This is a genomic window from Cupriavidus sp. 10L45 (assembly GCF_056395225.1).
This window is the reverse complement of the sequence record NZ_JBFTJC010000015.1, coordinates 68,230-94,412: the sequence shown is the minus strand read 5'-3', so window position 1 is coordinate 94,412 and position 26,183 is coordinate 68,230. Positions and strand designations below refer to the sequence as shown.

Genomic DNA, 26,183 nt, shown 5'->3' with positions numbered 1-26,183 from the left:
TTGAAGCAGAAGTTTTCCAATCCCCGTCAATTTGTATAGAAGGATGCAACCATGGCAGAAGTCGGAAACGAGCTGCAGCGTCAGGCTGGCGAAGAACATCAGGCACAAACCGATGGTTTTCATCTGGTCATCGAAGCGCTGAAGCTGAACGGCATCGAGAACATCTACGGCCTGCCCGGTATTCCGGTCACGGATCTGGCCCGTCTGGCGCAGGCCAACGGCATGCGCGTTATCAGCTTTCGTCATGAGCAGAATGCCGGCAACGCCGCAGCGATTGCCGGCTTTCTCACGCAGAAGCCGGGCGTTTGCCTGACCGTGTCTGCGCCCGGCTTCCTGAACGGGCTGACGGCGCTGGCGAATGCGACCACCAACTGCTTCCCGATGATTCTGATCAGCGGCTCGAGCGAGCGCGAGATCGTCGATCTGCAGCAGGGTGACTACGAAGAGATGGACCAGCTGGCTATCGCCCGTCCGCACGCCAAGGCTGCCTTCCGCGTGCTGCACGCTGAAGACATTGGTGTCGGTATCGCGCGTGCCATCCGCGCCGCCGTGTCGGGCCGTCCGGGTGGTGTGTACCTGGACCTGCCGGCCAATCTGCTGGGCCAGTCGATGGAAGCCGAGCGTGGCCGCAAGTCGTTGATCAAGGTGGTGGACCCGGCCCCGCGCCAACTCCCTGCACCGGACTCGATCGACCGTGCTGTCGCGCTGCTGAAGAGCGCCAAGCGCCCGCTGATCCTGTTGGGCAAGGGTGCCGCATACGCTCGCGCCGATGCGGATATCCGCGCGCTGGTCGAGAAGACCGGCATTCCGTACCTGCCGATGTCGATGGCCAAGGGCCTGCTGCCCGATACACACCCGCAATCGGCCTCGGCCGCACGGTCGTACGTGCTGGCGGAAGCTGACGTGGTGATGCTGGTCGGCGCCCGCCTGAACTGGCTGCTGTCGCACGGCAAAGGCAAGACCTGGGGCAAGCCGAAGCAGTTCATCCAGATCGACATCTCGCCGACCGAGATGGACAGTAACGTGGCCATCGCCGCGCCCGTAGTGGGTGACATTGGTTCGTGCGTATCGGCAATGCTCGACAAGATCGGCAACGGCTTTGCCAAGCCGGGCGCCGATTGGCTGAACGCGGTGGACGAACGCAAGGACAAGAACCTGGCGAAGATGGCCGAGACCTTGTCCAAGGATGTGTCGCCGATGAACTTCCATAGCGCGCTGCGCGCGCTGAAGGACGTCGTCAAAGCCAATCCGGGCATCTCGTTTGTCAACGAAGGCGCCAACACGCTGGACTACGCCCGTGCCGTGATCGACATGTACGAGCCGCGCAAGCGCCTCGACGTGGGCACCTGGGGCGTGATGGGTGTGGGCATGGGCTACGCGGTCGCTGCGGCGGTCGAAACCAGCAAGCCTGTCCTCGCGCTGTGCGGTGACAGTGCGTTCGGCTTCTCGGGCATGGAGGTGGAAACTATCTGCCGCTACAACCTGCCGATCTGCATCGTCATTTTCAACAATAACGGCGTCTACAAGGGTATCGACGTGAATCCGACCGGCGGCAACGATCCGGCGGTCACGATGTTCGTCAAGGGGGCGCGCTACGACAAGATGATGGAAGCGTTCGGTGGGGTTGGTCACAACGTCACCACACCGGCGGAACTCGAAGCCGCGGTGAACGAAGCCTTGCGGTCGGGCAAGCCCACGCTGGTCAACGCCGTCATCGACCCGGCTGCCGGTACCGAAAGCGGTCGTCTGACCAATCTGAATCCGCAGAGCGCGGCCAAGAAGTAATCCACCCCAGTTTCACCCTCTATTCCATCAGGAGAGCGATTGTGAACCTCCCACTCAACGGCATCAAGATCATCGACTTTACGCACGTGCAAGCCGGCCCCGCCTGCACGCAGCTTCTCGCATGGTTCGGCGCAGACGTCATCAAGGTGGAGCGCCCCGGCTCCGGCGACGTCACCCGCACGCAATTGCGCGACATTCCCGACGCGGACGCGCTGTACTTCACCATGCTGAACAGCAACAAGCGCTCGCTGACGCTGGACACCAAGAAGCCGGAAGGCAAGAAGATCCTGGAGCAGTTGATCCGCGAATCGGATGTGCTGGTCGAGAACTTCGGCCCCGGTGCGCTTGACCGCATGGGCTTCTCCTGGGAGCGCATCAAGGAACTGAACCCGAAGATGATCGTGGCATCGGTCAAGGGCTTCAGCGACGGCCACCACTATGAAGACCTGAAGGTCTACGAGAACGTGGCACAGTGCGCTGGCGGTGCCGCGTCGACCACCGGTTTCTGGGACGGCCCGCCGACCGTGTCGGCCGCCGCCCTGGGTGACTCGAACACCGGCATGCACCTGGCCATCGGCATCCTGACCGCGATCATCGGCCGCCAGCAGACCGGCCAGGGTCAGAAGGTTGCCGTATCGATGCAGGACGCCGTGCTGAATCTGTGCCGCGTGAAGCTGCGCGACCAGCAGCGACTGGACCGCCAGGGCTATCTGGAAGAGTATCCCCAGTATCCGCACGGCACGTTCAGCGACGTGGTGCCCCGTGGTGGCAACGCCGGCGGTGGCGGCCAGCCGGGCTGGGTGCTGAAGTGCAAGGGTTGGGAGACCGATCCCAACGCCTATATCTACTTCACCATCCAGGGCCACGCCTGGGAGCCGATCTGCAAGGCACTGGGCAAGGAAGAGTGGATCAGCGATCCGAACTACAACACGCCCAAGGGCCGTCAGCCGCATATCTTCGAAATCTTCAAGACCATCGAAGAATGGCTTGCCGACAAGACCAAGTACGAGGCGGTGGACATCCTGCGCAAGTTCGATATTCCCTGCTCGCCGGTGCTGTCAATGAAGGAACTCGCGGCGGATGAATCGCTGCGCAAGAGCGGTTCGATCGTGGAAGTCCCGCACAAGGAACGTGGCACCTACCTGACCGTGGGCAGCCCGATCAAGTTCTCGGCCATGAAGCCGGAAATCACCGGTTCGCCGCTGCTGGGCGAGCACAGCGAGGAAGTGCTGGCCAGCCTGGGCTATGCCGCCGAGGAGATCTCCCGTCTGCGTGAGTCGCAGGTGATCTGAGCCAGGCGCCAGCACTGCCAGTGCCCAATGTGACAGCGGGTCACACCTGGAGCGCCGGGGAATGCGTAGACGGGACGTAACGCACCCTGGCGCTTCATGGTTTGGACGCCAAGCTGAGGGACCGGCATGGCCGACAGTGCCACAATGACAGCCCGGACCCCTGGTGGCGAACCTCGCCACCCCCCATTCGCCTGGAAAGCTCAGGAAAGACCAAGACCATGCAGACCGCGATCGACTATGAACAGCTGGTGTCGGCCATCGGCGACGCCGTGATCATCTCCGGCGCCGACGGTGCCATCACGTTATGGAACCCGGCCGCCGAGTACATGTTCGGCTACACCCGGGAGGAGGCCCTGGGCAAGTCGCTGGATCTGATTATTCCCGAGCGCCTGCGTGCGCGCCACTGGGAGGGCTACGACAAGACCATGGCAACGGGCCAGACCCGCTACGGCCATGACTTGCTCAAGGTCCCGGCGATCAACAAGAACGGCGAAGCGATGTCGATCGCTTTTACCGTGGCGCTGCTGCACGGGCAGGGCGGGGAAATCACCGGCATCGTGGCGGTGATCCGTGACGAGACCGTGCGCTTCCAGGAAGAGCGGGCGCTGCGCAAGCGCATCACGGAACTGGAAGCCAGGGCGGGCGCCGAGGCCGGAGCCGGCTGACTCACCGGACGCAGTTGCAGCATGGCGCAGGAACGATAAGGCCGGGCGATTCTCCCGGCCTTTTCCGTTTCTACGTTCACGCGCTGGCCAACGCCAGGTTTCGTCTGAGCGGGGCGCGTTCCGATGCCTGCTTCATTGCCGCCGCCATGGTCGCACCCAGCTCCGCTGGCGACCCGGCGACATGGATGCCGGCTTCGCGCATGGCGTTGACCTTCGCTTCCGCCGTGCCCGTCCCGCCCGAGATGATCGCGCCGGCGTGCCCCATGCGGCGTCCCGGCGGCGCCGTGGTGCCGGCGATAAAGCCCGCCACCGGTTTGCGCCTGTGCGCATCGCGCAGGAACTGGGCTGCCTCTTCCTCCGCCGATCCGCCAATCTCGCCAATCATGAGGATGCCTTCGGTCTTGTCGTCGGCCAGGAACATCTCCAGGCAGTCGATGAAGTCGGTGCCGTTCACCGGATCGCCGCCGATGCCGATGCAGGTCGATTGCCCCAGTCCGGCCGCCGTGGTCTGCGCCACGGCCTCATAAGTCAGCGTGCCCGAGCGCGACACCACGCCGATCTTGCCCGGTGTATGGATGTGGCCGGGCATGATGCCGATCTTGCACTGCCCCGGCGTGATTACCCCCGGACAATTCGGGCCAACCAGGCGGCTGCCGGACCCCGACAGCGCACGCTTGACTCGCACCATGTCCATCACGGGAATGCCTTCGGTGATGCAGACGATCAGCGCGATGCCGGCATCGACCGCTTCCAGGATGGCATCGGCGGCGAACGGTGGCGGCACATAGATGACCGAGGCGTCGGCGCCTGTGGCATTGGCGGCAGCGGCCACGGTATCGAAGACCGGGAGGCCCAGGTGCGATTCACCGCCCTTGCCGGGCGTGACGCCGCCCACCATCTTCGTGCCATAGGCCAGTGCCTGTGCCGAATGGAATGTGCCTTGTGCGCCGGTAAAGCCCTGGCAGATCACGCGGGTGTCTTTGTCGATCAGCACGGCCATTTCACTTTCCTCCCTTCTTCGATGGGTGCGTGCGCACGGCGGACACGACTTTCTCGGCCGCATCGGCAAGATCCTTGGCCGAGACGACCGGCAGGCCCGAATCTCGCAGGATCTTCTTGCCGAGGTCGACGTTGGTGCCTTCCAGCCGCACCACCAGCGGCACGGTCAGGTCCACTTCGCGCGCCGCGGCCACCACGCCTTCGGCAATCACGTCGCAGCGCATGATGCCGCCGAAGATATTGACGAGAATCCCTTCGACCCTGGGATCGGCCAGGATCAGCCGGAACGCCGCGGTGACGCGCTCCGTCGTGGCGCCGCCGCCTACGTCGAGGAAGTTGGCCGGCTCGCCGCCATGGAGCTTGATGATGTCCATCGTGGCCATCGCCAGGCCTGCGCCATTCACCATGCAGCCGATGTTGCCGTCCAGCCGCACGTAGTTCAGCGCGTGCCGGGCGGCTTCGGTCTCGGCCGGGTCTTCCTCGCTCTCGTCGCGCATGGCATCGATGTCGGGATGGCGGAAGAGGGCGTTATCGTCGAAACTGAACTTGGCGTCGAGCGCCATCACGTCGCCGCTGCCGGTGACCACAAGCGGATTGATCTCGACGATTGACGCGTCGAGTTCGGTGAACGCGCGGTAGGTCGAGAGGATAAAACGGGTAGCCGCGCCCACCTGCTTGCCCGACAGCCCCAGGCCGAATGCCAGCCGGCGTGCATGAAACGGCTGGATGCCGCTGGCCGGATCGATTGCCACCTTCAGGATTTTCTCGGGCGTGCGTGCGGCAACCTCCTCGATCTCCATGCCGCCTTCGGTGGACGCCATGATCGTGATGCGCGAGGTGGTGCGGTCGATCAGGATGCCCAGGTAGAGCTCGCGCGCGATGTCGCAGCCTTCCTCGACGTAAAGGCGCCGCACTACCCGGCCGGCCGGGCCGGTCTGCCTGGTGACCAGGGTCTTGCCCAGCATCTGCGCGGCGCTCGAGCGGACGTCATCGATCGACTTCACCACGCGCACGCCGCCCTTGCCCGAGCTGTCATCCGCGAAGCGGCCGGCACCGCGGCCGCCAGCGTGGATCTGCGACTTCACCACCCAGACCGGGCCGCCCAGCTTGCGGGCGGCATGGGCGGCCTCGTCTGGTGTAAAGGCCATGCGGCCATGCGGTACAAGCACGTCATAGCGCCTGAGCAACTCCTTGGCCTGATATTCGTGAATGTTCACGTGTCTCCTCGGTTGAAAAGCGCCGCGGGCCGCCAGGTCGGGACCCGCCTGTTCAGTTCTTCGCGGCGTAAAATACTATATGTAATATATCAATAATAAAATCATGCCGAAACTGGGTGCGAGCTGAATCGCGCAAAAGGGATGTCCGCGCTGACAAGGCCATCGCATCAATAGCGCAAGATTGATCGCAAAGCCTTCTATGTTGCGGGTTAACGCTCGTGTATGCCGCAGGATCTATTGCGATGCGGAATGAAAAGTCTGAACCGCGCTGCATTTTCTTCTTGTTGTGTCGTGATATATCACATACGTTATCCAGCAAGCGCGCACGGGAATACTCAAGGAGACAACGCATGAATAACAAAGCACTCGACGGTGTCCGCATCCTGGACATGACGCACGTGCAGGCCGGCCCCTCGGCCACCCAGCTGATGGCCTGGCTGGGCGCCGACGTGATCAAGGTGGAACTGCCCGGGCGGGGCGACATCACGCGCAGCCAGCTGCGCGACGTGCCGAACGCCGACAGCCTCTACTTCACGATGCTGAACTCCAACAAGCGCAGCCTCACGCTGAACATGAAGACGCCCGAGGGCAAGGCGCTGCTGGAAGACCTGGTGCAGCGCTGCGACGTGCTGGTGGAGAACTTCGGCCCCGGCGTGCTCGACCGCGCCGGTTTCGACTGGGACCGCCTGCAGGAGTTGAACCCGCGCCTGATCTACGCGTCGATCAAGGGCTTCGGCCCGGGGCCGTACGCGGACTGCAAGGCGTACGAAAACGTGGCCCAGTGCATGGGCGGCTCGGCCAGCACGACCGGTACCGAGGATGGTGCCCCGACGGTGACCGGCGCGCAGATCGGCGACTCGGGCACCGGCGTGCACTGCGTGGTCGGCATCCTGGCCGCGCTGCTGCACCGCGAGCATTCGGGCCGTGGCCAGCGCGTGGAAGTGGCGATGCAGGATTCGGTGCTGAATCTCTGCCGCGTGAAACTGCGCGACCAGCAGCGCCTCTCGGCCGGTCCGCTTAAGGAATTTCCGAACGAAACCTTTGGCGACTATGTGCCGCGTGCCGGCAATGCGTCGGGCGGCGGCCAGCCGGGCGCCGCGCTGCGCTGCTCGCCGGGCGGGGCCAACGACTACGTCTACGTGATCATCCAGCCGCAAGGCTGGGAGCCGCTGATGCGCCTGTGCGGCAGGGAGGACCTGATCACCCATCCGCAGTTCGCCACGCCGGAAGCGCGCCTGAAATGCCTGGGCGAGTGCTTCTCCATCATCGAAAAGTGGACCAAGACCAAGACGAAATTCGAGGTCATGGACGCCCTGAACGAGGTGGACGTGCCGTGCGGCCCGATTCTCTCGATGAAGGACTTGATCGAGGACGAGTCGATGTTCGACCGCGGCTACCTTGTCGAGCTGGACCACCCGGAGCGCGGCAAGTACGTGCAGCTGGGTTGCCCGATCACGCTCTCGGCCTCGCCCGTGGAAGTGGAACGTTCGCCGCTGCTGGGCGAGCACACCGAAGAAATCCTCGACTGGCTCGGCCGCTCGCCGGCCCAGATCGCGGCGCTGAAGGCGGCCGGCGCGGTCTGAGCCGCGCCACCTCTCGAATGATTGTCTGCAATGCCTGAACAGATGGAGACCTGACATGGCACATGACAAGGATGCGGTACGCAAGATTCTGGCGACCGTGAAGGAAGAGGGGCGCGCTGCGCTGACGGCGCCCGAGGGCAAGCTCGTCTGCGACGCCTATGGCATCTCGGTGCCGGGCGAGGGCGTGGCCAAATCGCCGTCGAACGCGGTGGAATTGGCGACGAAGATGGGTTTTCCGGTGGTGATGAAGATCGTCTCGCCGGACATCCTGCACAAGACCGAAGCCGGCGGCGTGCTGGTGGGCCTGAAATCGGCGGCGGATGTGGAGCAGGGCTACCGCACCATCATCGAGAACGCCAAGAAGTACAACGCCAACGCCGAAATCATCGGCGTGCAAGTGCAACAAATGATCACAGGCGGCCAGGAAGTGATCATCGGCGCCGTGACCGATCCGTCGTTCGGCAAGCTGGTGGCGTTCGGCCTGGGCGGCGTGCTGGTGGAAGTGCTCAAGGACATCACCTTCCGCATGGCACCGGCCACCAACGAAGATGCGCTGTCGATGCTGGACGGCATTGCCGCTGCCGAGGTGCTCAAGGGCGTGCGCGGCGCCGACCCGGCCAACCGCGAGGCGCTGGCCGGCATGATCGAGCGCATGTCGCAGCTCGTCAGCGATTTCCCGGAGATTTCCGAGCTGGACCTGAACCCGGTGTTCGCCAGCAAGGACGGCGCCATCGCCGCCGACGTGCGGATCGTGGTGGACTTCTCGCCGCAGCCGGAGAAGTACCGTCCGACGCAGGAACAGATCGTCAAGCAGATGAACCGCATCATGCGCCCGGACACGGTGGCGGTGATCGGCGCGTCCGCCGAGGACGGGAAGATCGGCAATTCGGTGATGAAGAACCTGATCAACGGCGGCTACCAGGGCAAGATCTACCCGATCCACCCCAAGGCCGAAGAGATCATGGGCATGACGGCCTACAAGAGCGTGCTCGACGTGCCGGGCAAAATCGATGTGGCGGTGTTTGCGATCCCGGCCAAGTTCGTGGCCCAGGCGCTCGAGGAAGTCGGCAAGAAGGGCATTCCCGGCGCCGTGCTGATTCCGTCCGGGTTTGCCGAAACCGGCAACGTGGAAGGGCAGGACGAGATCGTGGCGATTGCCCGCAAGCACGACATCCGCCTGATGGGACCGAATATCTACGGTTTCTACTACACGCCGAAGAACCTTTGCGCCACGTTCTGCACGCCGTATGACGTGAAGGGCAAGGCGGCGCTGTCGTCGCAGTCGGGCGGTATCGGCATGGCCATCATCGGCTTCTCGCGCTCGGCCAAGATGGGCGTGTCGGCCATCGTCGGCCTGGGCAACAAGTCGGATATCGACGAAGACGATCTGCTCACCTTCTTCGAGCAGGACGACAACACCGAGATCATCGCCCAGCACTGCGAGGACTTGAAGGATGGCCGTGCCTTTGCCGAGGTGGCGCGCCGGGTGTCGAAGAAAAAGCCGGTGGTGGTGCTCAAGGCTGGCCGCACCAGCATGGGCGCGCGGGCAGCCAGCTCGCACACCGGCGCGCTGGCCGGCAACGACCGCATCTACGAGGACGTGTTCAAGCAGGCCGGCGTGATCCGGGCGCGCTCGCTGCGCGACCTGCTCGAGTTCGCGCGCGGCATTCCCAAGCTGCCGACGCCGAAGGGCGAGAACGTGGTCATCATCACGGGCGCGGGCGGGTCGGGCGTGCTGTTGTCCGATGCCTGCGTGGACAACAACCTGTCCCTGATGACGATGCCGGACGACCTCGACGCAGCGTTCCGCAAGTTCATCCCGCCGTTCGGCGCGGCCGGCAATCCGGTGGACATCACCGGCGGCGAGCCGCCCACGACGTACAAGAACACGCTGCGCCTTGGCATGGAAGATCCGCGCATCCACGCGATCATCCTCGGCTACTGGCACACGATCATCACGCCGCCGATGGTGTTCGCCCAGCTGGTCATCGAAGTGAAGGAGGAGATGGCGGCGAAGGGCATCGAAAAGCCGATCGTGGCGTCGCTGGCCGGCGACGTGCAGGTGGAGGAAGCTGCCGAGTACCTGTACGAGCACGGCGTGCCGTCCTACGCGTACTCGACCGAAATCCCGGTGGCGGTGCTCGGCGCGAAGTACAAGTGGGCGAGGGGAGCGGGCAAGATCTGATGCGGTCCGCCCCGCCGGCATAGCCAGACCTGCCGGCATCTCCAGCACAACCAGCCCCCGACGAGACAGCAACCGTTGGGGGCATTTGATAAACGAAGGGGCAAATGCGACAGGCCGTTCCCGAGGGAACGGCCTGTCTGGTATTGCGCGACGAATCGTAAAGGGAAATCGTAAAACGCCTAGTTCATGCCGGTGCCGGACATCGCACGCAGGTATTCATTCTTCTTGTCGAAGATCAGCTGGCTCAGGAACGGCGCGTCGTAGGCGTTGAGCAGATGCGCGTGGTGTTCCTCGATATAGCGGGCCACGCGGGTCTTCTCGCATTCGATGCCGCAGAGCCACTCGAACATCGGCATGTCCCAGCGGAAGCGCAGGCCCAGTTCGGCGAAGGCGGCGTTGAAGGCGGCGAGTTGCAACGTACGATCAGGGCCCGTGGCGCCGGCGACGGGCGACGAAACGGACGCGGAAGACGCGGCGGGATGCAGTGGGTTCATGATCGTCTCCTGTGTTTGCAAGGTCACGAGCTTGGTACAAGTGCAGAGTAGGCGCGACGAACGATTTACGATAATTAAAGTTTCATCGAGAAACCATAAGCTATCGCTTATACATTGGGAATCTGGACCTGGCGGGCGGTACGCGGCCGGATCAGCCCCTCCACGCCGGTGATCTGCTGGATCAGGGTGGCGCCTTCTTCCATCAGGAAATGCTTGAATGCCAGCGCCACGGGCGGCAACCGCTTGTTCTTGCGGTGCACCACATACCAGTTCAGCATGACTGGGAATCCCTCGATGTCGAGCACGGCCAGCTTGCCGGCCTGTAGCTCCAGCCCCACCGTGTGCGCGGACAGGAAGGCGATACCCATATTGGCGATGACCGCCTGCTTGATCGTCTCGGTGCTCTTGATCTCCATGGCGATGAGCAGGTTCGAGAGCCGCCCGGCAAAGCCTTCCTGCATCGAATTCCAGGTATCGGAGCCTTTCTCGCGCGAGACGAACGCCTCTTCGGCCAGCCCGGCCAGGGGGATGTCGCGGCGCCCGACCAGCGGATGGTTCGGCGCGGCCACGATGACATAGGGGTGGGGGGCGAACGACTCGGCGATGGTGTCCATGCCTTCGGGCGGGCGCACCATGACGGCGAGGTCGGTCAGGTTGCCGGCCAGCTGGTGCAACAGTTCCTCACGATTGTGCACCGCAAGATTCAGCGTCACGCCATCATGCCGATTCATGAATTCGGCCAGCAGGCGGGGAAAGAAATAATCGCCGGCGCTGATCACCGCCACGTTGAGCCGGCCTCCGGAAATACCCTTGAGTTGCGCCATCGCGTCCTCGGCCTCGCGGAATTGCTGGATGATGCTGCGGCTGTAGTGCAGCATCTCCGTGCCGGCCGGCGTGAGGTAGATCCGCTTGCCCAGCTGCTCGAACAGCGGCAGGCCCACGTGGTGTTCGAGCTGCCGAACCTGTGTGGAAACAGCGGGTTGCGTGAGATGCAGTTCCTCCGCCGCGCGCGAAAAGCTCAGATGGCGGGCCACCGTTTCGAACACTTTCAACTGGCGCAGCGTGGCGTTCTTCATTGGTCGATATCCTGCAATCTATAAAGGATCGTCAATGATCATAATAAAAAACTTTATGCTTTGCGTATCTAAGTTTGAAGTAGCATCAATCAGCAATGCAACGTGCCGCAATGTCAGGCGCGCTCATTCAGTAGTGAAGTAGGGCGTCCCCACGCAGGTCTGCCCACCAGTCGCGCCGTCAGAGCGCGAGACACACTAATGTAAGGAGACACGACATGGCGCACCCGCACGCGGCAGGCCCCGCCTTTGGCAACGGCAATCTGGACGGGCAGGGCGGCTTGCTCCGCAATCGCTGGTTCCAGCTCTTCATCGGCGTCCTTTGCATGGGCCTCGTGGCGAACCTCCAGTACGGCTGGACGCTGTTCGTGACGCCCATGAATGCGCGTCATCACTGGGGCGAGTCCCCCATCCAGGTCGCCTTCTCCATTTTCATCGTCACCGAAACCTGGCTCGTGCCGGTAGAGGGCTGGCTCGTGGACAAGTTCGGCCCGCGCCCCGTGGTGGCCGTGGGCGCGCTGTGCGCCGGAGCAGCCTGGGTCATGAACTCGTTCGCCACCTCGCTGCCGATGCTCTACGCGGCGGCCGTCGTGGCCGGTATCGGCGCGGGCGGCGTCTATGGGACGTGCGTGGGCAACGCGCTGAAGTGGTTCCCGGACAAGCGCGGCCTGGCCGCCGGGCTGACCGCCGCCGGCTTCGGCGCGGGCTCGGCGCTGACCGTGATCCCCATCGCCAACATGATCCAGAAATCGGGCTACGAGCACGCATTCTTCACGTTCGGCATCTTGCAGGGCGTGCTGATCTTCATCCTGGCGATGTTGCTGGTCAAGCCGAAGCCGCCCAAGGGGCTCGTCGCCGGCAAGGCCAACCTGACCAACCCCGTGGCGCTGACGCCGGGCCAGATGGTGCGCACGCCGGTGTTCTGGGTGATCTACGCATCGTTCGTGGCCGTGGCGGCAGGCGGCATCATGGCCACTGCGCAGCTCGGCCCCATCGCCAAGGACTTTGGCTTCGCCTCGATGCCGGTCACGCTGCTGGGCATGACGCTGCCGCTGCTGACCATGACGCTGTCCATCGACAACCTCTGCAACGGGCTGACGCGCCCGCTGTGCGGCCTGATCTCCGACCGCATCGGCCGCGAGAACACCATGTTCTTCATCTTCATCGGCGAAGGGCTGTCGCTGATCGGGCTGATGGAGTTCGGACACAACCCGTACTGGTTCATGTTCTTCGCGGCGCTCACCTTCCTGTTCTGGGGCGAGATCTTCTCGATCTTCCCGGCGCTCTGTGCCGATACGTTCGGCAGCGAGTACGCCGCAGCCAATGCGGGCACGCTCTATACGGCCAAGGGGACGGCGGCGATGCTGGTGCCGCTGGCCTCGGTGTTGTCGCATCGCGGTGGATGGAGCCTGGTCTTTACGGTGGCGGCCGTGCTGACCGTGGCAGCGGGGCTGTCCGCCAAGTTCCTGTTGCAGCCGATGCGCCGGCGCTTCATCACCGGACACGCGGCAACCCATCCCACCATGCAAGGACAAGGAGCGGCACCATGAATGTTTCGCTTCCCCAACTGAAGGCCTTTGCTGCGGTTGCGCGCCAGAAGAGCTTCACGCGCGCGGCGGCGGAGCTCGGCCTGACCCAGTCGGCCATCAGTCGTAGCGTGCGTGAGCTGGAGGAGGAAATCGACCAGCGGCTGTTCGACCGCACCACGCGCCAGGTGGAGCTGACCGACGCCGGCGAGCATCTGTCCCAACGGATCTGCCATCTGATCGAGGAAGTCGAGCAGACGCTGCGCGAGAGCCACGGCACCGGCAAGCCCAGCCAGGGCACCGTGCATATCGCCACCGATCCGGTCTTGTCGTCGATGTCCATGCCGATGTGGGTGGCCGGCTGCCGTACGGCATGGCCCGGCATCGGCATCACGCTGCGCGACCGCTCGCACGAATGCGTGCTGCAAAGTGTGCGCAGCGGCGAGGTGGACTTCGGCATCGCCAGCAACCCGGTGGCCTGCGACGACCTCTATTGCGAACCGCTCTATATGGACCCGCTGCACGCGGTGCTGCCCTCCGGGCATCCGCTGGCCGCGCGCGAGTCCCTCGGCTGGGGCGAACTTGCCGATGCCTCGGTGCTCTCGCTCGACCACAACTCGGGCGTGCAGCCCGCCGTGGAGCGCGCGCTGGCCACCTATCACGTACGGCCCGGCGCCTTGCAGCTGCTCGGGCATTTCTCGGCGATTTTCGGCATGGTGGCGATGGGGCTCGGCATCGGCGTGGTGCCGTCGCGCACGCAGGCCGCCGGTCTGGCGCCCGCGGCCGTGCTGCGGCCCTTGCGGCCCCAGGTCAACAACAACGTGATGCTGGTTCGAAGGAAGGCGCGCTCGCTCAAGCCCAACGCGGCGGCGGTGTGGGACAACCTGCGTGGCCAGGAGTACGAACAGGGCCAGATGAAGAAAGCGGGGTAGGGCCGTGAATCGGATTCATCTGATGCAGCGCCGCAACGTTTTTTGCGCTGAATAAGGCGCTATTGCCCTCGAATTCGACAGTCGTTCTCGCAAGAAGCGATCCACAACGCACCCCACGGGGTGCGTTGTTGTTTTTAGTGCCAATCTTCTATTGATATATCACATACAGGATATTTACAGACCTCGCGGTGCAGCATATACTGAAGACTCATTGACCTACCTCATTCAGGAGTTTTCATGCACGCCGCACAGCTTTCCCTCATCGCCCTCGGTCTGATTGCCTCGGGTGTTTCCGTAACCTGGCTGATTGCCACGCGCCTGCCGATGGGTCTGCTGACCACCGCCGGTGACCATGGCCGCTTTGCCGGCCTCGGCTCGGATCAGGCAGTGGACGGGATCGGCCGTGCGACGCCTGCCGCTGGCGCGCGCCCGCAGTTCGCCCACGCGTAAGCCAGTTGGGTTCGAAGGCAGGGAGCTTGTAGCGGCCGGCAACTCCCTCCCAGCAGTCGTCGTACTCATCGGCCGTATCTTTCGTTCCCCCTCGCTTCATCCCCCGCCTGATCCAGCGTTTTCCAGCCTTTCCCAAGGCCTAGGACTTTCCCTAGGACATCTTTTTTCCCTTCGCATTGCAGCATCCCAGGTGCTTGCCGCCAGGTCGCGCCATTGATCTGGCGCCGTCCGCTAAGTCATTGATCGGCAACGAACCGAGCGCCGTTTCGCGGCATGGTTTGATGCGCCCGGCGCACCACTGCCAGCCTCGCTCCGGGCGGCGGTGGTCTGAGTCGTATCGGGTAGAAAAACTGGTCACTGAAAACGGCTTGACTTGGGTGATATACCACATACTGTATAGCACTAGAGCGGCGAGCCACTCTACGAAAACATCTAGAAAACGATAGCGGTACACAGAGGCATCGAATCAGATGCCCATCCACAACGGCGGCGATGACCGCCAGAAGGAGACACCATGGAACTACAGCAAAGCGCGTCCACGTCACGATTTGCGTCCCCATGGACGCAGCTCGTATTCGGCGTTATCTGCATGGCGATGATCGCCAACATGCAATACGGCTGGACCCTGTTCGTCAATCCGATCGATGACAAATACCACTGGGGCCGCACGGCCATCCAGGTGGCGTTTACGATTTTCGTGGTCACGGAAACGTGGCTGGTGCCGATCGAGGGCTATCTGGTCGACAAGTACGGCCCGCGCCCGGTGGTGGTGGGCGGCGGCCTGCTCTGTGCGATTGCATGGGCGCTGAACTCGGTGGCGTCGTCGCTGCCGCTGCTGTACTTCGCTGCGGCCATTGGCGGCGTCGGGGCCGGCGCGGTGTATGGCACCTGCGTGGGCAATGCGCTCAAGTGGTTCCCCAACCGGCGCGGGCTCGCGGCGGGGATTACGGCGGCCGGTTTCGGCGCGGGCTCCGCGCTGACCGTGGTGCCCATCGCCAACATGATCAAGACCAGCGGCTACGAGAGCACCTTCCTGACCTTCGGGCTGGGGCAAGGCATCGTGGTGGTGATCCTGGGCCTGGCGCTCTATCCGCCGTCGGCCAAGATCCTCTCCGACGTGAAGAGCACCCTGAAGGCGGCTGCTACTTATAATGCGTCGCCGCGCCAGGTGCTGTCCTCGCCGATCTTCTGGGTGATGTACGCGATGTTCGTGATGATGGCCGCCGGCGGGCTGATGGCCACGGCGCAGCTGGGCCCCATCGCCAAGGACTTCGGGCTCCATGACTCCCCGGTGTCCATCCTCGGCCTGACGCTGCCGGCGCTGACCTTCGCGCTGACCATCGACCGCGTGCTGAACGGGCTGACCCGGCCGTTCTTCGGCTGGATCTCCGATAACATCGGCCGCGAGAACACCATGTTCCTGGCCTTCGCGGTGGAGGCGGTCGGCATCCTGCTGCTGTCCAAGTACGGGCACAACCCGGTGGCGTTCGTGATTCTGACCGGCGTGGTGTTCTTCGCCTGGGGCGAGATCTACAGCCTGTTCCCGGCCACCTGTGGCGACACCTTCGGCCCCAAGTTTGCAGCGACCAACGCCGGCCTGCTGTACACGGCCAAGGGCACGGCCGCGCTGCTGGTACCGTTCTCGAGTGTGATTACCGCCGCCACCGGTGACTGGCACGCGGTGTTCATGCTGGCCTCCGGCATGGCGGCGCTCTCGGCGGTGCTGGCGATCTTCGTGCTCAAGCCGATGCGCGAGGCCCATGCCCGGAAGTACGTCAATGATAGTTCGGCGCCGCCGATGGGCTATCGGGCCGTGCCGGACGACCTGACCTGACCTGAGCCGAGCGCCGGGTTAGACAGAAGGGGCCCGCCATCGCGGGCCCCGTGCGTCTGGCGATGCCGGGCGTATCATCAGACCAGCCGGCAGCATAGCCGGCGCGCAACACAGCAACCGACAGGATTCCCCATGAACCAGGTTGTGATTCCGATTGTGGTGGAGGGCGGGGGACGCGAGCGGAAGCGCCGCCAGCCCAAGGGCCGGCAGGTGGATCCGGCGGCACTGTCCGAGGTGCGCCAGCTGCTGGGCGATGCCCCACGCCGCCGCGATCTGCTGATCGAGCATCTGCACGCCATCCAGGACCACTACGGCCAACTGGCCACCCCCCATCTGGCCGCGCTGGCGCAGGAAATGCGCATGGCCCAGACCGAAGTCTTCGAGGTGGCCAGCTTCTATCACCATTTCGATATTGTCCGAGAGGACGCCGATGGCCATATCACCGCCCCGGCGGCGCTGACCGTGCGCGTCTGCGAGGGCATCGCCTGCGAGATGGCCGGCGCGTCCGCGCTGCTGGAACGCCTGCCGGCGTTGCTCGGCACCGATGTCCGCGTGCTGGCCGCGCCCTGCATCGGCCGCTGCGAACGGGCGCCGGCCGTGCTGGTAGGCCAGCATCCCGTGGATGCCGCCACGCCTGCTGCCGTCCAGGCCTGCGTGACGGCCGGCACGGTGCGCGATGACCCCCAACCCTACCTCGGCTATGACGACTATCGCGCCCAGGGTGGCTATCGCCTGTTGCAGGCGCTGGAGCAGGGCGATACCAATGCGGATGCGCTGATCGCCGTGATGGAGAACTCGGGCCTGCGCGGGCTGGGCGGGGCGGGCTTTCCCACCGGCCGCAAATGGCGCATCGTCCGGGCTGAGCCGGCGCCGCGCCTGATGGCCGTCAATATCGACGAAGGCGAGCCGGGCACGTTCAAGGACCGCGTCTACCTGGAGCGCGATCCCCACCGCTTCCTGGAGGGGATGCTGGTGGCCGCACGCGTGACCGGCGTGGCCGCCATCTATATCTACCTGCGCGATGAGTACGCGGGCTGCCGTGCCGTGCTGACCGAGGCGCTGGCGCAATTGCGCGCCGCGCCGCCCGTGCCCGGCCTGCCCGAGATCCACCTGCGGCGGGGCGCCGGCGCGTATATCTGCGGCGAAGAGTCGGCCATGATCGAATCGATCGAGGGCAAGCGTGGCATGCCCCGGCTGCGTCCGCCCTATGTGGCGCAGGTCGGGCTGTTCGACCGGCCCACGCTCGAGCACAACTTCGAGACCCTGTACTGGGTGCGCGAGATCGTGGAGCGCGGCCCGGAGTGGTTCGCGGGGCAGGGCCGGCATGGTCGCAAGGGGCTGCGCTCGTTCTCCGTGTCCGGCCGGGTGCGGCATCCCGGCGTGCATCTGGCGCCGGCTGGCATCACCGTGCGCGAGCTGATCGACGAATACTGCGGCGGCATGCTGGACGGCCACGCCTTCTACGGCTACCTGCCGGGCGGGGCGTCCGGCGGCATCCTGCCGGCGGCGATGGGCGATATTCCGCTCGATTTCGACACCTTGCAGCCACATGGCTGCTTTATCGGCTCGGCGGCTATCGTGGTGCTGTCCGACCACGACCGGGCCGTCGATGCCGCGCGCAATCTGATGCACTTCTTCCGCGACGAGTCCTGCGGGCAGTGCACGCCGTGCCGTGTGGGCACGGCCAAGGCGCTCGACCTGATCCGGCAGCCGGCAGCGGCGTGGGACCTGGCCGCGCTGGCCGACCTGTCCGCCGTGATGCGTGACGCGTCGATCTGCGGGCTGGGGCAGGCCGCGCCGAATCCCGTCGATTGTGTGATCCGCTACTTCCCGCATGAACTCACATCCGTCGCTCCGGAGGGCCAGCCATGAATGCACTGACCCGCGCTGAAGTCGCGCTCGTTCAGGCGTCGTCCGATACCGAGGTCACCTTCCGGCTCGATGGCCGGGACGTGACCGCCCGCCCCGGGGAGTCGCTGCTGCAGGTGGCGCGTCGGGAAGGCATCGAGATTCCGCATCTTTGCTACAAGGATGGGCTCGATACGGCCGGCAACTGCCGCGCCTGTATGGTGGAGATCGATGGGGAACGCGTGCTGGCGCCGTCGTGCTGCCGCGCGCCGGCCAATGGCATGACGGTGCACACGGACTCCGAGCGTGCCCGCCGCGCGCAGCGCATGGTGCTGGAACTGCTCCAGTCCGACATGCCGGAGACCGCGTACACGCGCCATAGTGAACTCGATCAGTGGTCGGCCCGGCTCGAAGTCGGCAAGCCACGCTTCGCCCCGCGCGAGGCGGTGCCGGCCGACCTGTCGCACCCAGCCATCGCCGTCAACCTCGACGCCTGCATCCAGTGCACGCGCTGCGTGCGTGCCTGCCGCGACGAACAGGCCAATGACGTGATCGGGCTGGCATTTCGCGGCGATCATGCGCGCATCGTCTTCGATATGGCCGATCCGATGGGCGTCAGCACCTGCGTGGCCTGTGGCGAGTGCGTGCAGGCCTGCCCGACCGGCGCGCTGATGCCGGCACGCAACGTGGCGCTGGCGGTGCCCGACCGCGAGGTGGATTCGGTCTGCCCGTATTGCGGCGTGGGCTGCCAGCTCACGTACCACGTCAAGGACAACCGCATTTTGTTCGTGGAAGGGCGTGATGGCCCGGCGAACCACAATCGGCTCTGCGTGAAGGGGCGCTACGGCTTCGACTACGCCCAGCATCCGCACCGGCTGACGGTGCCGCTGGTGCGGCGCGAAGGCGTGGCGAAATCCGGCGACATCGTGCTGGATCCCGATCGCGTCATGGAGGTATTCCGGGAAGCCACCTGGGAAGAGGCGCTGGCGCTGGCCGCCGGCGGGCTTGCGCGCATCCGGGACACGCTGGGTGGCCGCGCACTGGCGGGGTTTGGCTCGGCCAAGGGCAGCAACGAGGAAGCCTATCTGTTCCAGAAGCTCGTGCGGACCGGGTTTGGCAGCAATAACGTCGATCACTGCACGCGGTTGTGCCATGCCTCATCGGTGGCGGCGCTGCTCGAAGGGATCGGCTCGGGCGCGGTGTCCAATCCGGTGATGGATGTCGGCAAGGCCGAGGTGGTGCTGCTGATCGGCGCCAATCCCACGGTCAACCATCCGGTGGCGGCCACCTGGATCAAGAATGCGGTGCGCAACGGTACGAAGCTGATCGTCGCCGATCCTCGCCGATCGGATCTGGCGCGCTTTGCGCACCGTTTCCTCCAGTTCCAGGCCGATACGGACGTGGCGCTGCTGAACGCGATGATGCATGTGATTGTGGAGGAAGGACTTGTCGATCCCGAATTCATTGCCTCGCGCACGGCCGGCTACGAGGCGCTGGCGGCCAATGTGGCCCCGTACAGCCCCGAAGTCATGGCCCCGGTCTGTGGCATCGACGCGGAAACCATCCGCGAGGTGGCCCGGCTCTATGCCACCTCGAAGGGATCGATGATCCTGTGGGGCATGGGTGTGTCCCAACACGTGCATGGCACCGATAACGCGCGCTGCCTGATCGCGCTGGCGCTGATGACGGGCCAGATCGGCCGGCCGGGCACGGGTTTGCATCCGCTGCGCGGGCAGAACAACGTGCAGGGCGCGTCCGACGCGGGGCTGATCCCGATGATGTTCCCGGACTACCGGCGCGTGGATGACCCCGCCGCCAATGCCGCCTTCGAGGCGCTGTGGGGCATGCCGCTGGACAAGCAGCCGGGCCTGACCGTGGTGGAGGTCATGCAGGCTATCGAAGCGGGTACCGTGCGCGGCATGTACATCATGGGCGAGAACCCGGCGATGTCCGACCCGGACGCCCAGCACGCGCGCGAGGCGCTGGCCGCGCTCGACCATCTGGTGGTGCAGGACATCTTCCTCACCGAGACCGCCTGCCTGGCCGATGTGGTGCTGCCCGCCTCGGCCTTCCCCGAGAAGACCGGCACGTTTACCAATACGGATCGCACCGTGCAGCTTGGCCGGCAGGCCATCGACCCGCCCGGGCAGGCGCGTCAGGACCTGTGGATTCTGTGCGAACTGGCTGCGCGGCTCGGGCTGCCCTGGGACTATGGACATGCCACCCGCGATGCGGCGCCCGTGGCCTTGGTTTTCGACGAAATGCGACACGCGATGCCGAGCATCGGCGGCATGACGTGGGCGCGACTCCAGCGCGAGCATGCGGTGACCTATCCCTGCAAGACGGAGGGAGATCCAGGCGAGCCGGTGATCTTTACCGACACGTTCCCGACCGTAAGCGGACGCGGGCGATTCGTGCCGGCAGACATCATCCCGGCGGCGGAGCGTCCGGATCAGGAATATCCGACGGTCCTGATCACGGGCCGACAGCTCGAACACTGGCATACGGGCAGCATGACGCGCCGCGCCGGCGTGCTCGACGCCATCGAGCCGGATCCGGTGGCGCTGGTCCATCCGCTCGATCTGGCGGCGCTCGGCGGCAAGCCCGGCGACGTGGTCACGCTGGCGTCCCGGCGCGGCCAGGTGATGCTCTACGCGCGCGCCGACGATGGCACCCCGCGCGGCGCCGTGTTCGTGCCGTTCTGCTATTACGAGGCGGCCATCAACAAGCTGACCAACCCGGTGCTCGACCCGTTCGGCAAGATTCCGGAGTTCAAGTACTGCGCGATCCGGATGACGCTGGGCGGCGCCGTGCCCGAGCAACTGAGCTTCGGCGGTGGGCAAATCCTGGATTCGCTGGCCGGTGCATTGGCCTTGCCCGGATGATTTTCCGAAAATTCGTGAAAGTGATTGCGGATTCATCTGGCTAATCAGGGCAATCCGAAACGGTTAGGATGCAGGCATCCCCTCGATACGTTGGAAAGGATGCCTGCAATGAAAGCCATTGGACTGACCCGTTACCTGCCGATCAGCGACCCCCAAGCGCTGGTGGATGTGGCAATCGACAAGCCCGCCGCTTCGGGCCACGACCTGCTGGTCAAGGTGGAGGCGATCGCCGTGAACCCGGTGGACACCAAGGTCCGCGCGCCCAAGGACAAGGTTGAAGATGCCCCGCGCGTGCTCGGCTGGGATGCCGCCGGCACCGTGGCCGCCGTGGGCCCTGACGTGACGCTGTTCAAGGTCGGCGACCCGGTCTTCTATGCGGGCAGCATCACGCGGCCCGGCGCCAACAGCGAATTTCACCTCGTCGATGAGCGCATCGTCGGCCATAAGCCAGCATCGCTGGACTTCCCCAACGCCGCCGCGCTGCCCCTGACGGCCATCACCGCCTGGGAGGCGCTGTTCGATCGCCTGGGTGTCTCGCCGAAGGGAGACGATGCCGGCCGTTCGGTGCTGATTATCGGCGGGGCAGGGGGCGTGGGCTCCATCGGCATCCAGCTGGCCAAGGTGCTGGGCGGGCTGACGGTCATCGCCACGGCCTCGCGGCCGGAATCGGAAGCCTGGTGCCGCCGCCTGGGTGCCGACCATATCATCGACCATCGTGCCGACATCCCCGCGCAACTGCGCAAGCTTGGGTTTGACGCGGTGGATTACATCCTCTGCTTCAACGACACCGATCGCCATTTCCCGGCGATGGCCGAAGCCATCGCGCCGCAGGGCAAGATCTGCTCGATCGTCGAGAACGCGAGCGAACTGCCGGTTGGCGCGCTGAAGAGCAAGAGCGCGACCTTCGTCTGGGAGTTCATGTTCACCCGTGCGATGTTCGGCACGCCGGACATGATCGCGCAGCACCGCCTGCTCAACGAGGTGGCACGGCTGATCGATGCGGGACGCCTGCAAACCACGGTGGGCGAGAACCTGGGCACGATCAACGCGGCCAACCTGCGCCGCGCCCACGCGCAGCTCGAAGGTGGCCAGACTATCGGCAAGCTGGTGCTGTCCGGGTTCTAATCTGCAATTAACCGCCAAGTCGCGGGCGCGCCATAAACGAGGGCCGGGGCTGCTGACGCAGCACCCGGCCCTTATTGTCTATATAGAAGGGGGTTAGCTGAGAGGACGAGCGGCGACCGCGCGCGCGAGGCTTCGCACTGGGTTCTCCCCAACCAGTCCCGCCACGAAACTGACCACTTCGGTCGCCACGGCCTTGTCCTGCAGGATGCGCCGATGGCCGAGTCCGGTCGTGGTCACCAGCTGCGCCGCCGGCCACGCGCCTGCGATGGCGGCGCCGTCTTCCCAGCGCACTTCCTTGTCGTCGCGGTCATGGATTACCAGCGCCGGCGGCACCGGCCGCGTGCGCCCCACATCGGGCACGTTGAACGTCGCCCAGGACGTGCCGAGCCACTGTTCGCTCTGTTGCCGCATACGCGCGAGGATGCCCGGCGCAATGCCGAGCTGCCAGGCGAGGGCGGCGCAGGATTCGCCCATATCAGCGGGCGAGCCGATCATCACCGCGCCGCGCACCGGCAAGCCTTCGCGTATCGCCTGCGCGGCGGCGGCACCGCCCAGCGAATGGCCGACCACTGCATGGACTGGCCCGACCTGCCAGGCCGCGGCCAGCAGCGAGCGTGCCATCTCCAGCAAGGAGGTCTGGTTCGGCCCGCGTGCGCCGGCGTCGGAGGCCCCGTGAGATAGCGCATCAAACGCCACCACGCGCATCCCGGCGCCCAGCAGCGCATGGACCAGTGCGTGCCACTGGCCGGCATGACCGCCCCAGCCATGGGCCAGCAGGACCACCGGCCCTTCGGTGCCCCAGCGGTAGACGCGCACACGCCGGCTGATGCCCTGGCCGGTGACCAGTGCCCATTCGCTGCGCGCGGCATCGATCAGGCGCAGTGCATCCGGGCTCGACTTGGCGCGGGGTGGCGTGAACCATAGGCGCTCCAGCGCGCGGGCGGTGCCCCCCGGATGGAGGAGGCTCGCAGCCTGCCACCGCAGTCTGAGCCACACGGGCGGCCCCCTGCGGACGGTGGAAACGGGTTCCGCATGCGTCACATGATGTGACCCAGCGGCGCGTGGCGTGGATGAGGAAAACAGCACTTGCGGCACGGCTAACACCTCCAACCGATGGCTTGCCGGCGAAATCGGCCAGCTTCGCTGGCTTCCCGCCTGTTTTTTTATGATTCACGACCGACCAGTCGTGCTATTTTTCGGGCAATAAATGACGATGAAAATGCCGTCTGACACACTGCGTTCGTGCCCGGGAACGCCGTGGTGTGAAGCCGCCGGCGAGCCGTTTCAGGCGTCGGCCGGGGCGGTTTCCCGCGTGGTTCGGGCGTCGTCGAGCAGCCGGGCGAACGCGCGCCGGGCCATCGCCTCGGCATCGCTGCGCGCCATCAACTTGAACGATGTCTGGAACGACATACCAATTCCGGCCATCTCGAACGCAAACTGGCGCGGGTCCACATCGGTCCGGAGATCGCCTTCGTCCATCGCGTCGGTAATCACGCGGCAGATGGTGCTGTGCCAGTCCTTGAAGGCCTGCACGACCCTGTCACGAATGACGCCAGGCTTGTCGCGGTACTCCTGGGAGAGCGCCATGAACAGGCAGCGCCCCTCCGTCACCGTGGCACCTAGCCAGTCCATATAGCCGTCGAACAGCGCCTGCAGGCGGCGTGCGCCGCGCGGCTGGCGCATCGCCGGACGTACGACGACATCGTTGAAACGCTCCGCCGCGCGCTCGAGCACGGCCTCCTGCAGCGCCTCTTTCGAGCGGAAGTGCGCGTAGAGCCCGCTCTTCGACATATTCGTGTCCGCGGCCAGCGTGGCGAGCGAAAGCTGCTCGAACCCCACGCGCGCGGCGGAAGCGAGTGCCTGTTCGATGATCGCGGTACGGGTGAGCTGGCCTTTTTGCATGAGGTTGAGAATAGCACGACCGGTCGGTTTGTCAACTTGCCTTATTCCACACATCGTTGATACTGAAGTGACGTCAACGCAAAGCGTGCGTTGTCGTTATGAGGAGGCGGGGAGAGGAAGTTGTGCTGTATCCGCCTTTTGGAGGAGGTTCCGGTGGGCGAGATCAAGCCATCATAAGAAATCTGTAAAAGTGTTCCAAACATGACCTTACGGAACGCTTTACGTGCTCTATACTCGAATGCACGTCCGCGCACTTTTTTTTCACTGGTGACTGGAGACCGACATGAACAGTACAGCCGTGCCAAGAGGCGCTAGCGAACCGTTCCGGCAACTGCGGGCGTTGCGTCGTGCGCGCAAGCTCAAGCAGGAGGACGTCGCCCGTAAGGCGGGAATTTCCCGGGAAGCCTATCTTCGGGCCGAATCGGGGCAAGCCGATCCACGCATGTCCACGTTCCTGGCGGCCTGTGAGGCGCTGGGGCTGGAAGTGGTGCTGGCCCCGCAGCATCTGGCAGCCGACGTCAACGCATTCATCGCCAGCCGCAATGGCGGCGTTACAGCAGCCTCGATGGCCGGCCAGCCGGCCGGCTCGGCTCCCGCGGCAGCGCCGCAGGGGCAGGGCGGGTTCGGTTCCGGACCCAGCACCGGGGAGGGCCACAAGCCCATGTAACACCGCCAGTCCACGGGCCTGGGGGCACCCGCCCACATGGTCTGCGGATAGCAAGACCACCGGGCATTTCCGGCGCGGCTAATCTGCCGCGCTGGCAATGCCCGGTCCTTCATGCCGATCGCGCCCGCGATCCCCAGCCGCTGCCATTGCGCCGCGTGCTTTTTCGTGCACATCTCGCTGCGCGTCTTCTGATTTCCGCTTCGCCTTTTCCATCGGCAGTGCTGTAACCGGCCGCCGGGTCGCCTATTGTCGTCCTAGGACCGACTTAGGGTCGTTCCCGGTTTGACACGTCCATCCGTCGTCATTACGATATGAGAAATTGATTTCACAATTCGTAATTTGTCGGACGACGAATACGATCCGGGGCACGAGAGGAGACTTCATGACCCAGACTCAACTGAACGAAGCCATGGCGGACGTCTCGGTGGCCGGCTATCTGTCCGGCTTCGCCAACGAATTCGCCACCGAGGCACTGCCCGGCGCGCTGCCAGTGGGCCAGAACTCGCCCCAGCGCGTGCCATATGGCCTGTACGCCGAGCAGATCTCGGGCACCGCCTTCACCGCGCCGCGCGCTCACAACCGGCGCGCGTGGCTGTACCGCATCCGCCCGGCCGCCATGCATCAGCCGTTCAGCCGCCTGGAGCCGGGCCGCTGGCTGAGCCGTTTCGACGAGGTGCCGCCGTCGCCGAACCAGCTGCGCTGGAGCCCGCCGGCGATGCCGACCGCGCCGACCGACTTTATCGACGGCATCGTGACGATGGCCGGCAATGGCTGCCCCGAAGCGATGACGGGCTGCGGCATCCACCTGTACCTGGCCAACCAGTCGATGCAGGACCGCTTCTTCTACAACGCCGATGGCGAGATGCTGATCGTCCCGCAACAGGGCCGTCTGCTGTTGTCGACGGAAATGGGCCGGCTGGCGGTGGAGCCGCAGGAGATCGTCGTGATTCCGCGCGGCGTGCGCTTCCGCGTGGACCTGCCGGACGGCACCGCGCGCGGCTATATCTGCGAGAACTACGGCGCGCTGTTCAAGCTGCCGGACCTCGGCGTGATCGGCTCGAACGGGCTGGCCAATCCGCGTGACTTCCTGACGCCGGTGGCGAGCTACGAAGACCGCGAGGGCAAGTTCGAACTCGTCGCCAAGTTCCAGGGCAATCTCTGGCAGGCCGAGATCGACCATTCGCCGCTCGATGTGGTCGCGTGGCATGGCAATTACGCGCCGTACAAGTACGATCTGCGCCGTTTCAACACGATCGGATCGATCAGCTACGACCATCCGGATCCGTCGATTTTCCTCGTGCTGCAGTCCCCGTCGGACACGCCGGGCGTGGACACCATCGACTTCGTGATCTTCGGCCCGCGCTGGCTGCCCGCGCAGAACACGTTCCGTCCGCCCTGGTTCCACCGCAACGTGGCGAGCGAGTTCATGGGCCTGATTTCGGGCGTTTACGATGCCAAGGCCGAGGGCTTTGCACCGGGTGGCGCCAGCCTGCACAACTGCATGAGCGGCCATGGCCCCGATGCGGAAACCTTTGAGCGCGCCTCGGGGGCTGACACGAGCCAGCCGCACCACATCACCGACACCATGGCGTTCATGTTCGAGACGCCGGGCGTGATCCGCCCGACGCCGTACGCGGCCCAGTCGGCGCTGCTCCAGCATGACTACTACACCTGCTGGCAAGGCCTGAAGAAGCATTTCAACCCGAACGTGCGCTGATTTC

At 64.9% G+C, this 26,183-nt stretch carries 20 protein-coding genes; 14 read left to right on the top strand and 6 right to left on the bottom strand.

The window, feature by feature from the left end; translation table 11 throughout:
* The first annotated feature begins 51 nt into the window (after positions 1-51).
* The 3 genes from oxc (at position 52) to AC1DFU_RS23910 (ending at position 3,742) form a co-directional block, all read left to right on the top strand.
* Positions 52-1,785: an oxalyl-CoA decarboxylase gene (oxc, locus tag AC1DFU_RS23920; RefSeq protein WP_092299727.1), complete on the top strand. Its 1,734-nt coding sequence runs from the start codon at positions 52-54 to the stop codon at positions 1,783-1,785.
* A gap of 41 nt (positions 1,786-1,826) precedes the next feature.
* Positions 1,827-3,077 carry a formyl-CoA transferase gene (frc, locus tag AC1DFU_RS23915; RefSeq protein WP_092299730.1) on the top strand — a complete coding sequence of 417 codons (1,251 nt, stop codon included), beginning with the start codon at positions 1,827-1,829 and terminating at the stop codon, positions 3,075-3,077.
* A gap of 218 nt (positions 3,078-3,295) precedes the next feature.
* Positions 3,296-3,742 carry a PAS domain-containing protein gene (locus tag AC1DFU_RS23910; RefSeq protein WP_092299733.1) on the top strand — a complete coding sequence of 149 codons (447 nt, stop codon included), beginning with the start codon at positions 3,296-3,298 and terminating at the stop codon, positions 3,740-3,742.
* Positions 3,743-3,818: 76 nt separating this feature from the next.
* On the opposite strand, the gene sucD is transcribed toward AC1DFU_RS23910, so the two are convergent.
* Both sucD and sucC read right to left on the bottom strand, forming a co-directional pair.
* Positions 3,819-4,742, bottom strand: coding sequence for a succinate--CoA ligase subunit alpha (sucD, locus tag AC1DFU_RS23905; protein ID WP_092299735.1), 924 nt, complete (start codon positions 4,740-4,742; stop codon positions 3,819-3,821).
* Between the two features lies 1 nt (position 4,743).
* Entirely contained in the window at positions 4,744-5,958 is a 1,215-nt protein-coding gene (gene sucC, locus AC1DFU_RS23900) for an ADP-forming succinate--CoA ligase subunit beta (RefSeq protein WP_441593464.1), read from the bottom strand.
* A gap of 350 nt (positions 5,959-6,308) precedes the next feature.
* On the opposite strand from sucC, the gene frc (AC1DFU_RS23895) reads away from it, so the two are divergent.
* Together frc (AC1DFU_RS23895) and AC1DFU_RS23890 are read left to right on the top strand one after the other, a co-directional pair.
* On the top strand, positions 6,309-7,541 hold the full coding sequence (frc, locus tag AC1DFU_RS23895; protein ID WP_092299738.1) for a formyl-CoA transferase: 1,233 nt from the start codon (positions 6,309-6,311) through the stop codon (positions 7,539-7,541).
* Positions 7,542-7,596: 55 nt separating this feature from the next.
* Positions 7,597-9,726, top strand: a complete 2,130-nt coding sequence (locus AC1DFU_RS23890) for an acetate--CoA ligase family protein (RefSeq protein ID WP_441593463.1) — start codon at positions 7,597-7,599, stop codon at positions 9,724-9,726.
* Positions 9,727-9,905: 179 nt separating this feature from the next.
* Here AC1DFU_RS23890 and AC1DFU_RS23885 read toward each other — a convergent pair whose 3' ends face one another.
* Together AC1DFU_RS23885 and AC1DFU_RS23880 are read right to left on the bottom strand one after the other, a co-directional pair.
* Positions 9,906-10,220 (bottom strand): HAD family hydrolase, encoded by a 315-nt coding sequence (locus tag AC1DFU_RS23885; RefSeq protein WP_441593462.1) that lies wholly within the window; start codon positions 10,218-10,220, stop codon positions 9,906-9,908.
* Positions 10,221-10,327: 107 nt separating this feature from the next.
* Positions 10,328-11,296 carry a LysR family transcriptional regulator gene (locus tag AC1DFU_RS23880; RefSeq protein ID WP_441593461.1) on the bottom strand — a complete coding sequence of 323 codons (969 nt, stop codon included), beginning with the start codon at positions 11,294-11,296 and terminating at the stop codon, positions 10,328-10,330.
* A gap of 215 nt (positions 11,297-11,511) precedes the next feature.
* Here AC1DFU_RS23880 and oxlT (AC1DFU_RS23875) point away from each other — a divergent pair, with 215 nt between their 5' ends.
* The 7 genes from oxlT (AC1DFU_RS23875) (at position 11,512) to AC1DFU_RS23845 (ending at position 21,893) form a co-directional block, all read left to right on the top strand.
* Positions 11,512-12,843 (top strand): oxalate/formate MFS antiporter, encoded by a 1,332-nt coding sequence (oxlT, locus tag AC1DFU_RS23875; RefSeq protein WP_092299750.1) that lies wholly within the window; start codon positions 11,512-11,514, stop codon positions 12,841-12,843.
* Positions 12,840-13,751, top strand: coding sequence for a LysR family transcriptional regulator (locus AC1DFU_RS23870; RefSeq protein ID WP_092299753.1), 912 nt, complete (start codon positions 12,840-12,842; stop codon positions 13,749-13,751). Before oxlT (AC1DFU_RS23875) ends, AC1DFU_RS23870 begins: the two co-directional genes overlap by 4 nt.
* A 237-nt stretch (positions 13,752-13,988) precedes the next feature.
* Positions 13,989-14,201: a hypothetical protein gene (locus AC1DFU_RS23865; RefSeq protein WP_092299756.1), complete on the top strand. Its 213-nt coding sequence runs from the start codon at positions 13,989-13,991 to the stop codon at positions 14,199-14,201.
* 514 nt (positions 14,202-14,715) lie between these two features.
* Entirely contained in the window at positions 14,716-16,035 is a 1,320-nt protein-coding gene (gene oxlT, locus AC1DFU_RS23860) for an oxalate/formate MFS antiporter (RefSeq protein WP_092299759.1), read from the top strand.
* A gap of 132 nt (positions 16,036-16,167) precedes the next feature.
* A complete protein-coding gene (locus AC1DFU_RS23855) occupies positions 16,168-17,907 on the top strand; it encodes an NADH-ubiquinone oxidoreductase-F iron-sulfur binding region domain-containing protein (protein ID WP_441593460.1) in 1,740 nt (579 codons plus the stop codon).
* Positions 17,904-20,768, top strand: a complete 2,865-nt coding sequence (fdhF, locus tag AC1DFU_RS23850; protein ID WP_441593459.1) for a formate dehydrogenase subunit alpha — start codon at positions 17,904-17,906, stop codon at positions 20,766-20,768. The genes AC1DFU_RS23855 and fdhF overlap by 4 nt, the downstream gene beginning before the upstream one ends.
* A 108-nt stretch (positions 20,769-20,876) precedes the next feature.
* Positions 20,877-21,893 carry a zinc-binding alcohol dehydrogenase family protein gene (locus AC1DFU_RS23845; RefSeq protein WP_092299768.1) on the top strand — a complete coding sequence of 339 codons (1,017 nt, stop codon included), beginning with the start codon at positions 20,877-20,879 and terminating at the stop codon, positions 21,891-21,893.
* A 93-nt stretch (positions 21,894-21,986) separates the two neighbouring features.
* On the opposite strand, the gene AC1DFU_RS23840 is transcribed toward AC1DFU_RS23845, so the two are convergent.
* Both AC1DFU_RS23840 and AC1DFU_RS23835 read right to left on the bottom strand, forming a co-directional pair.
* The gene (locus tag AC1DFU_RS23840; protein ID WP_255370947.1) at positions 21,987-22,889 is read right to left on the bottom strand and encodes an alpha/beta fold hydrolase; all 903 of its coding nucleotides are present in this window, start codon (positions 22,887-22,889) and stop codon (positions 21,987-21,989) included.
* Between the two features lie 288 nt (positions 22,890-23,177).
* The gene (locus AC1DFU_RS23835) at positions 23,178-23,795 is read right to left on the bottom strand and encodes a TetR/AcrR family transcriptional regulator (RefSeq protein ID WP_092299774.1); all 618 of its coding nucleotides are present in this window, start codon (positions 23,793-23,795) and stop codon (positions 23,178-23,180) included.
* 283 nt (positions 23,796-24,078) lie between these two features.
* Between AC1DFU_RS23835 and AC1DFU_RS23830 the strand changes: the two genes are divergently transcribed.
* Together AC1DFU_RS23830 and hmgA are read left to right on the top strand one after the other, a co-directional pair.
* Entirely contained in the window at positions 24,079-24,462 is a 384-nt protein-coding gene (locus AC1DFU_RS23830) for a helix-turn-helix domain-containing protein (protein WP_092299777.1), read from the top strand.
* A 382-nt stretch (positions 24,463-24,844) separates the two neighbouring features.
* The gene (gene hmgA, locus AC1DFU_RS23825) at positions 24,845-26,179 is read left to right on the top strand and encodes a homogentisate 1,2-dioxygenase (protein WP_441593458.1); all 1,335 of its coding nucleotides are present in this window, start codon (positions 24,845-24,847) and stop codon (positions 26,177-26,179) included.
* The last annotated feature ends 4 nt before the right edge of the window (positions 26,180-26,183 follow it).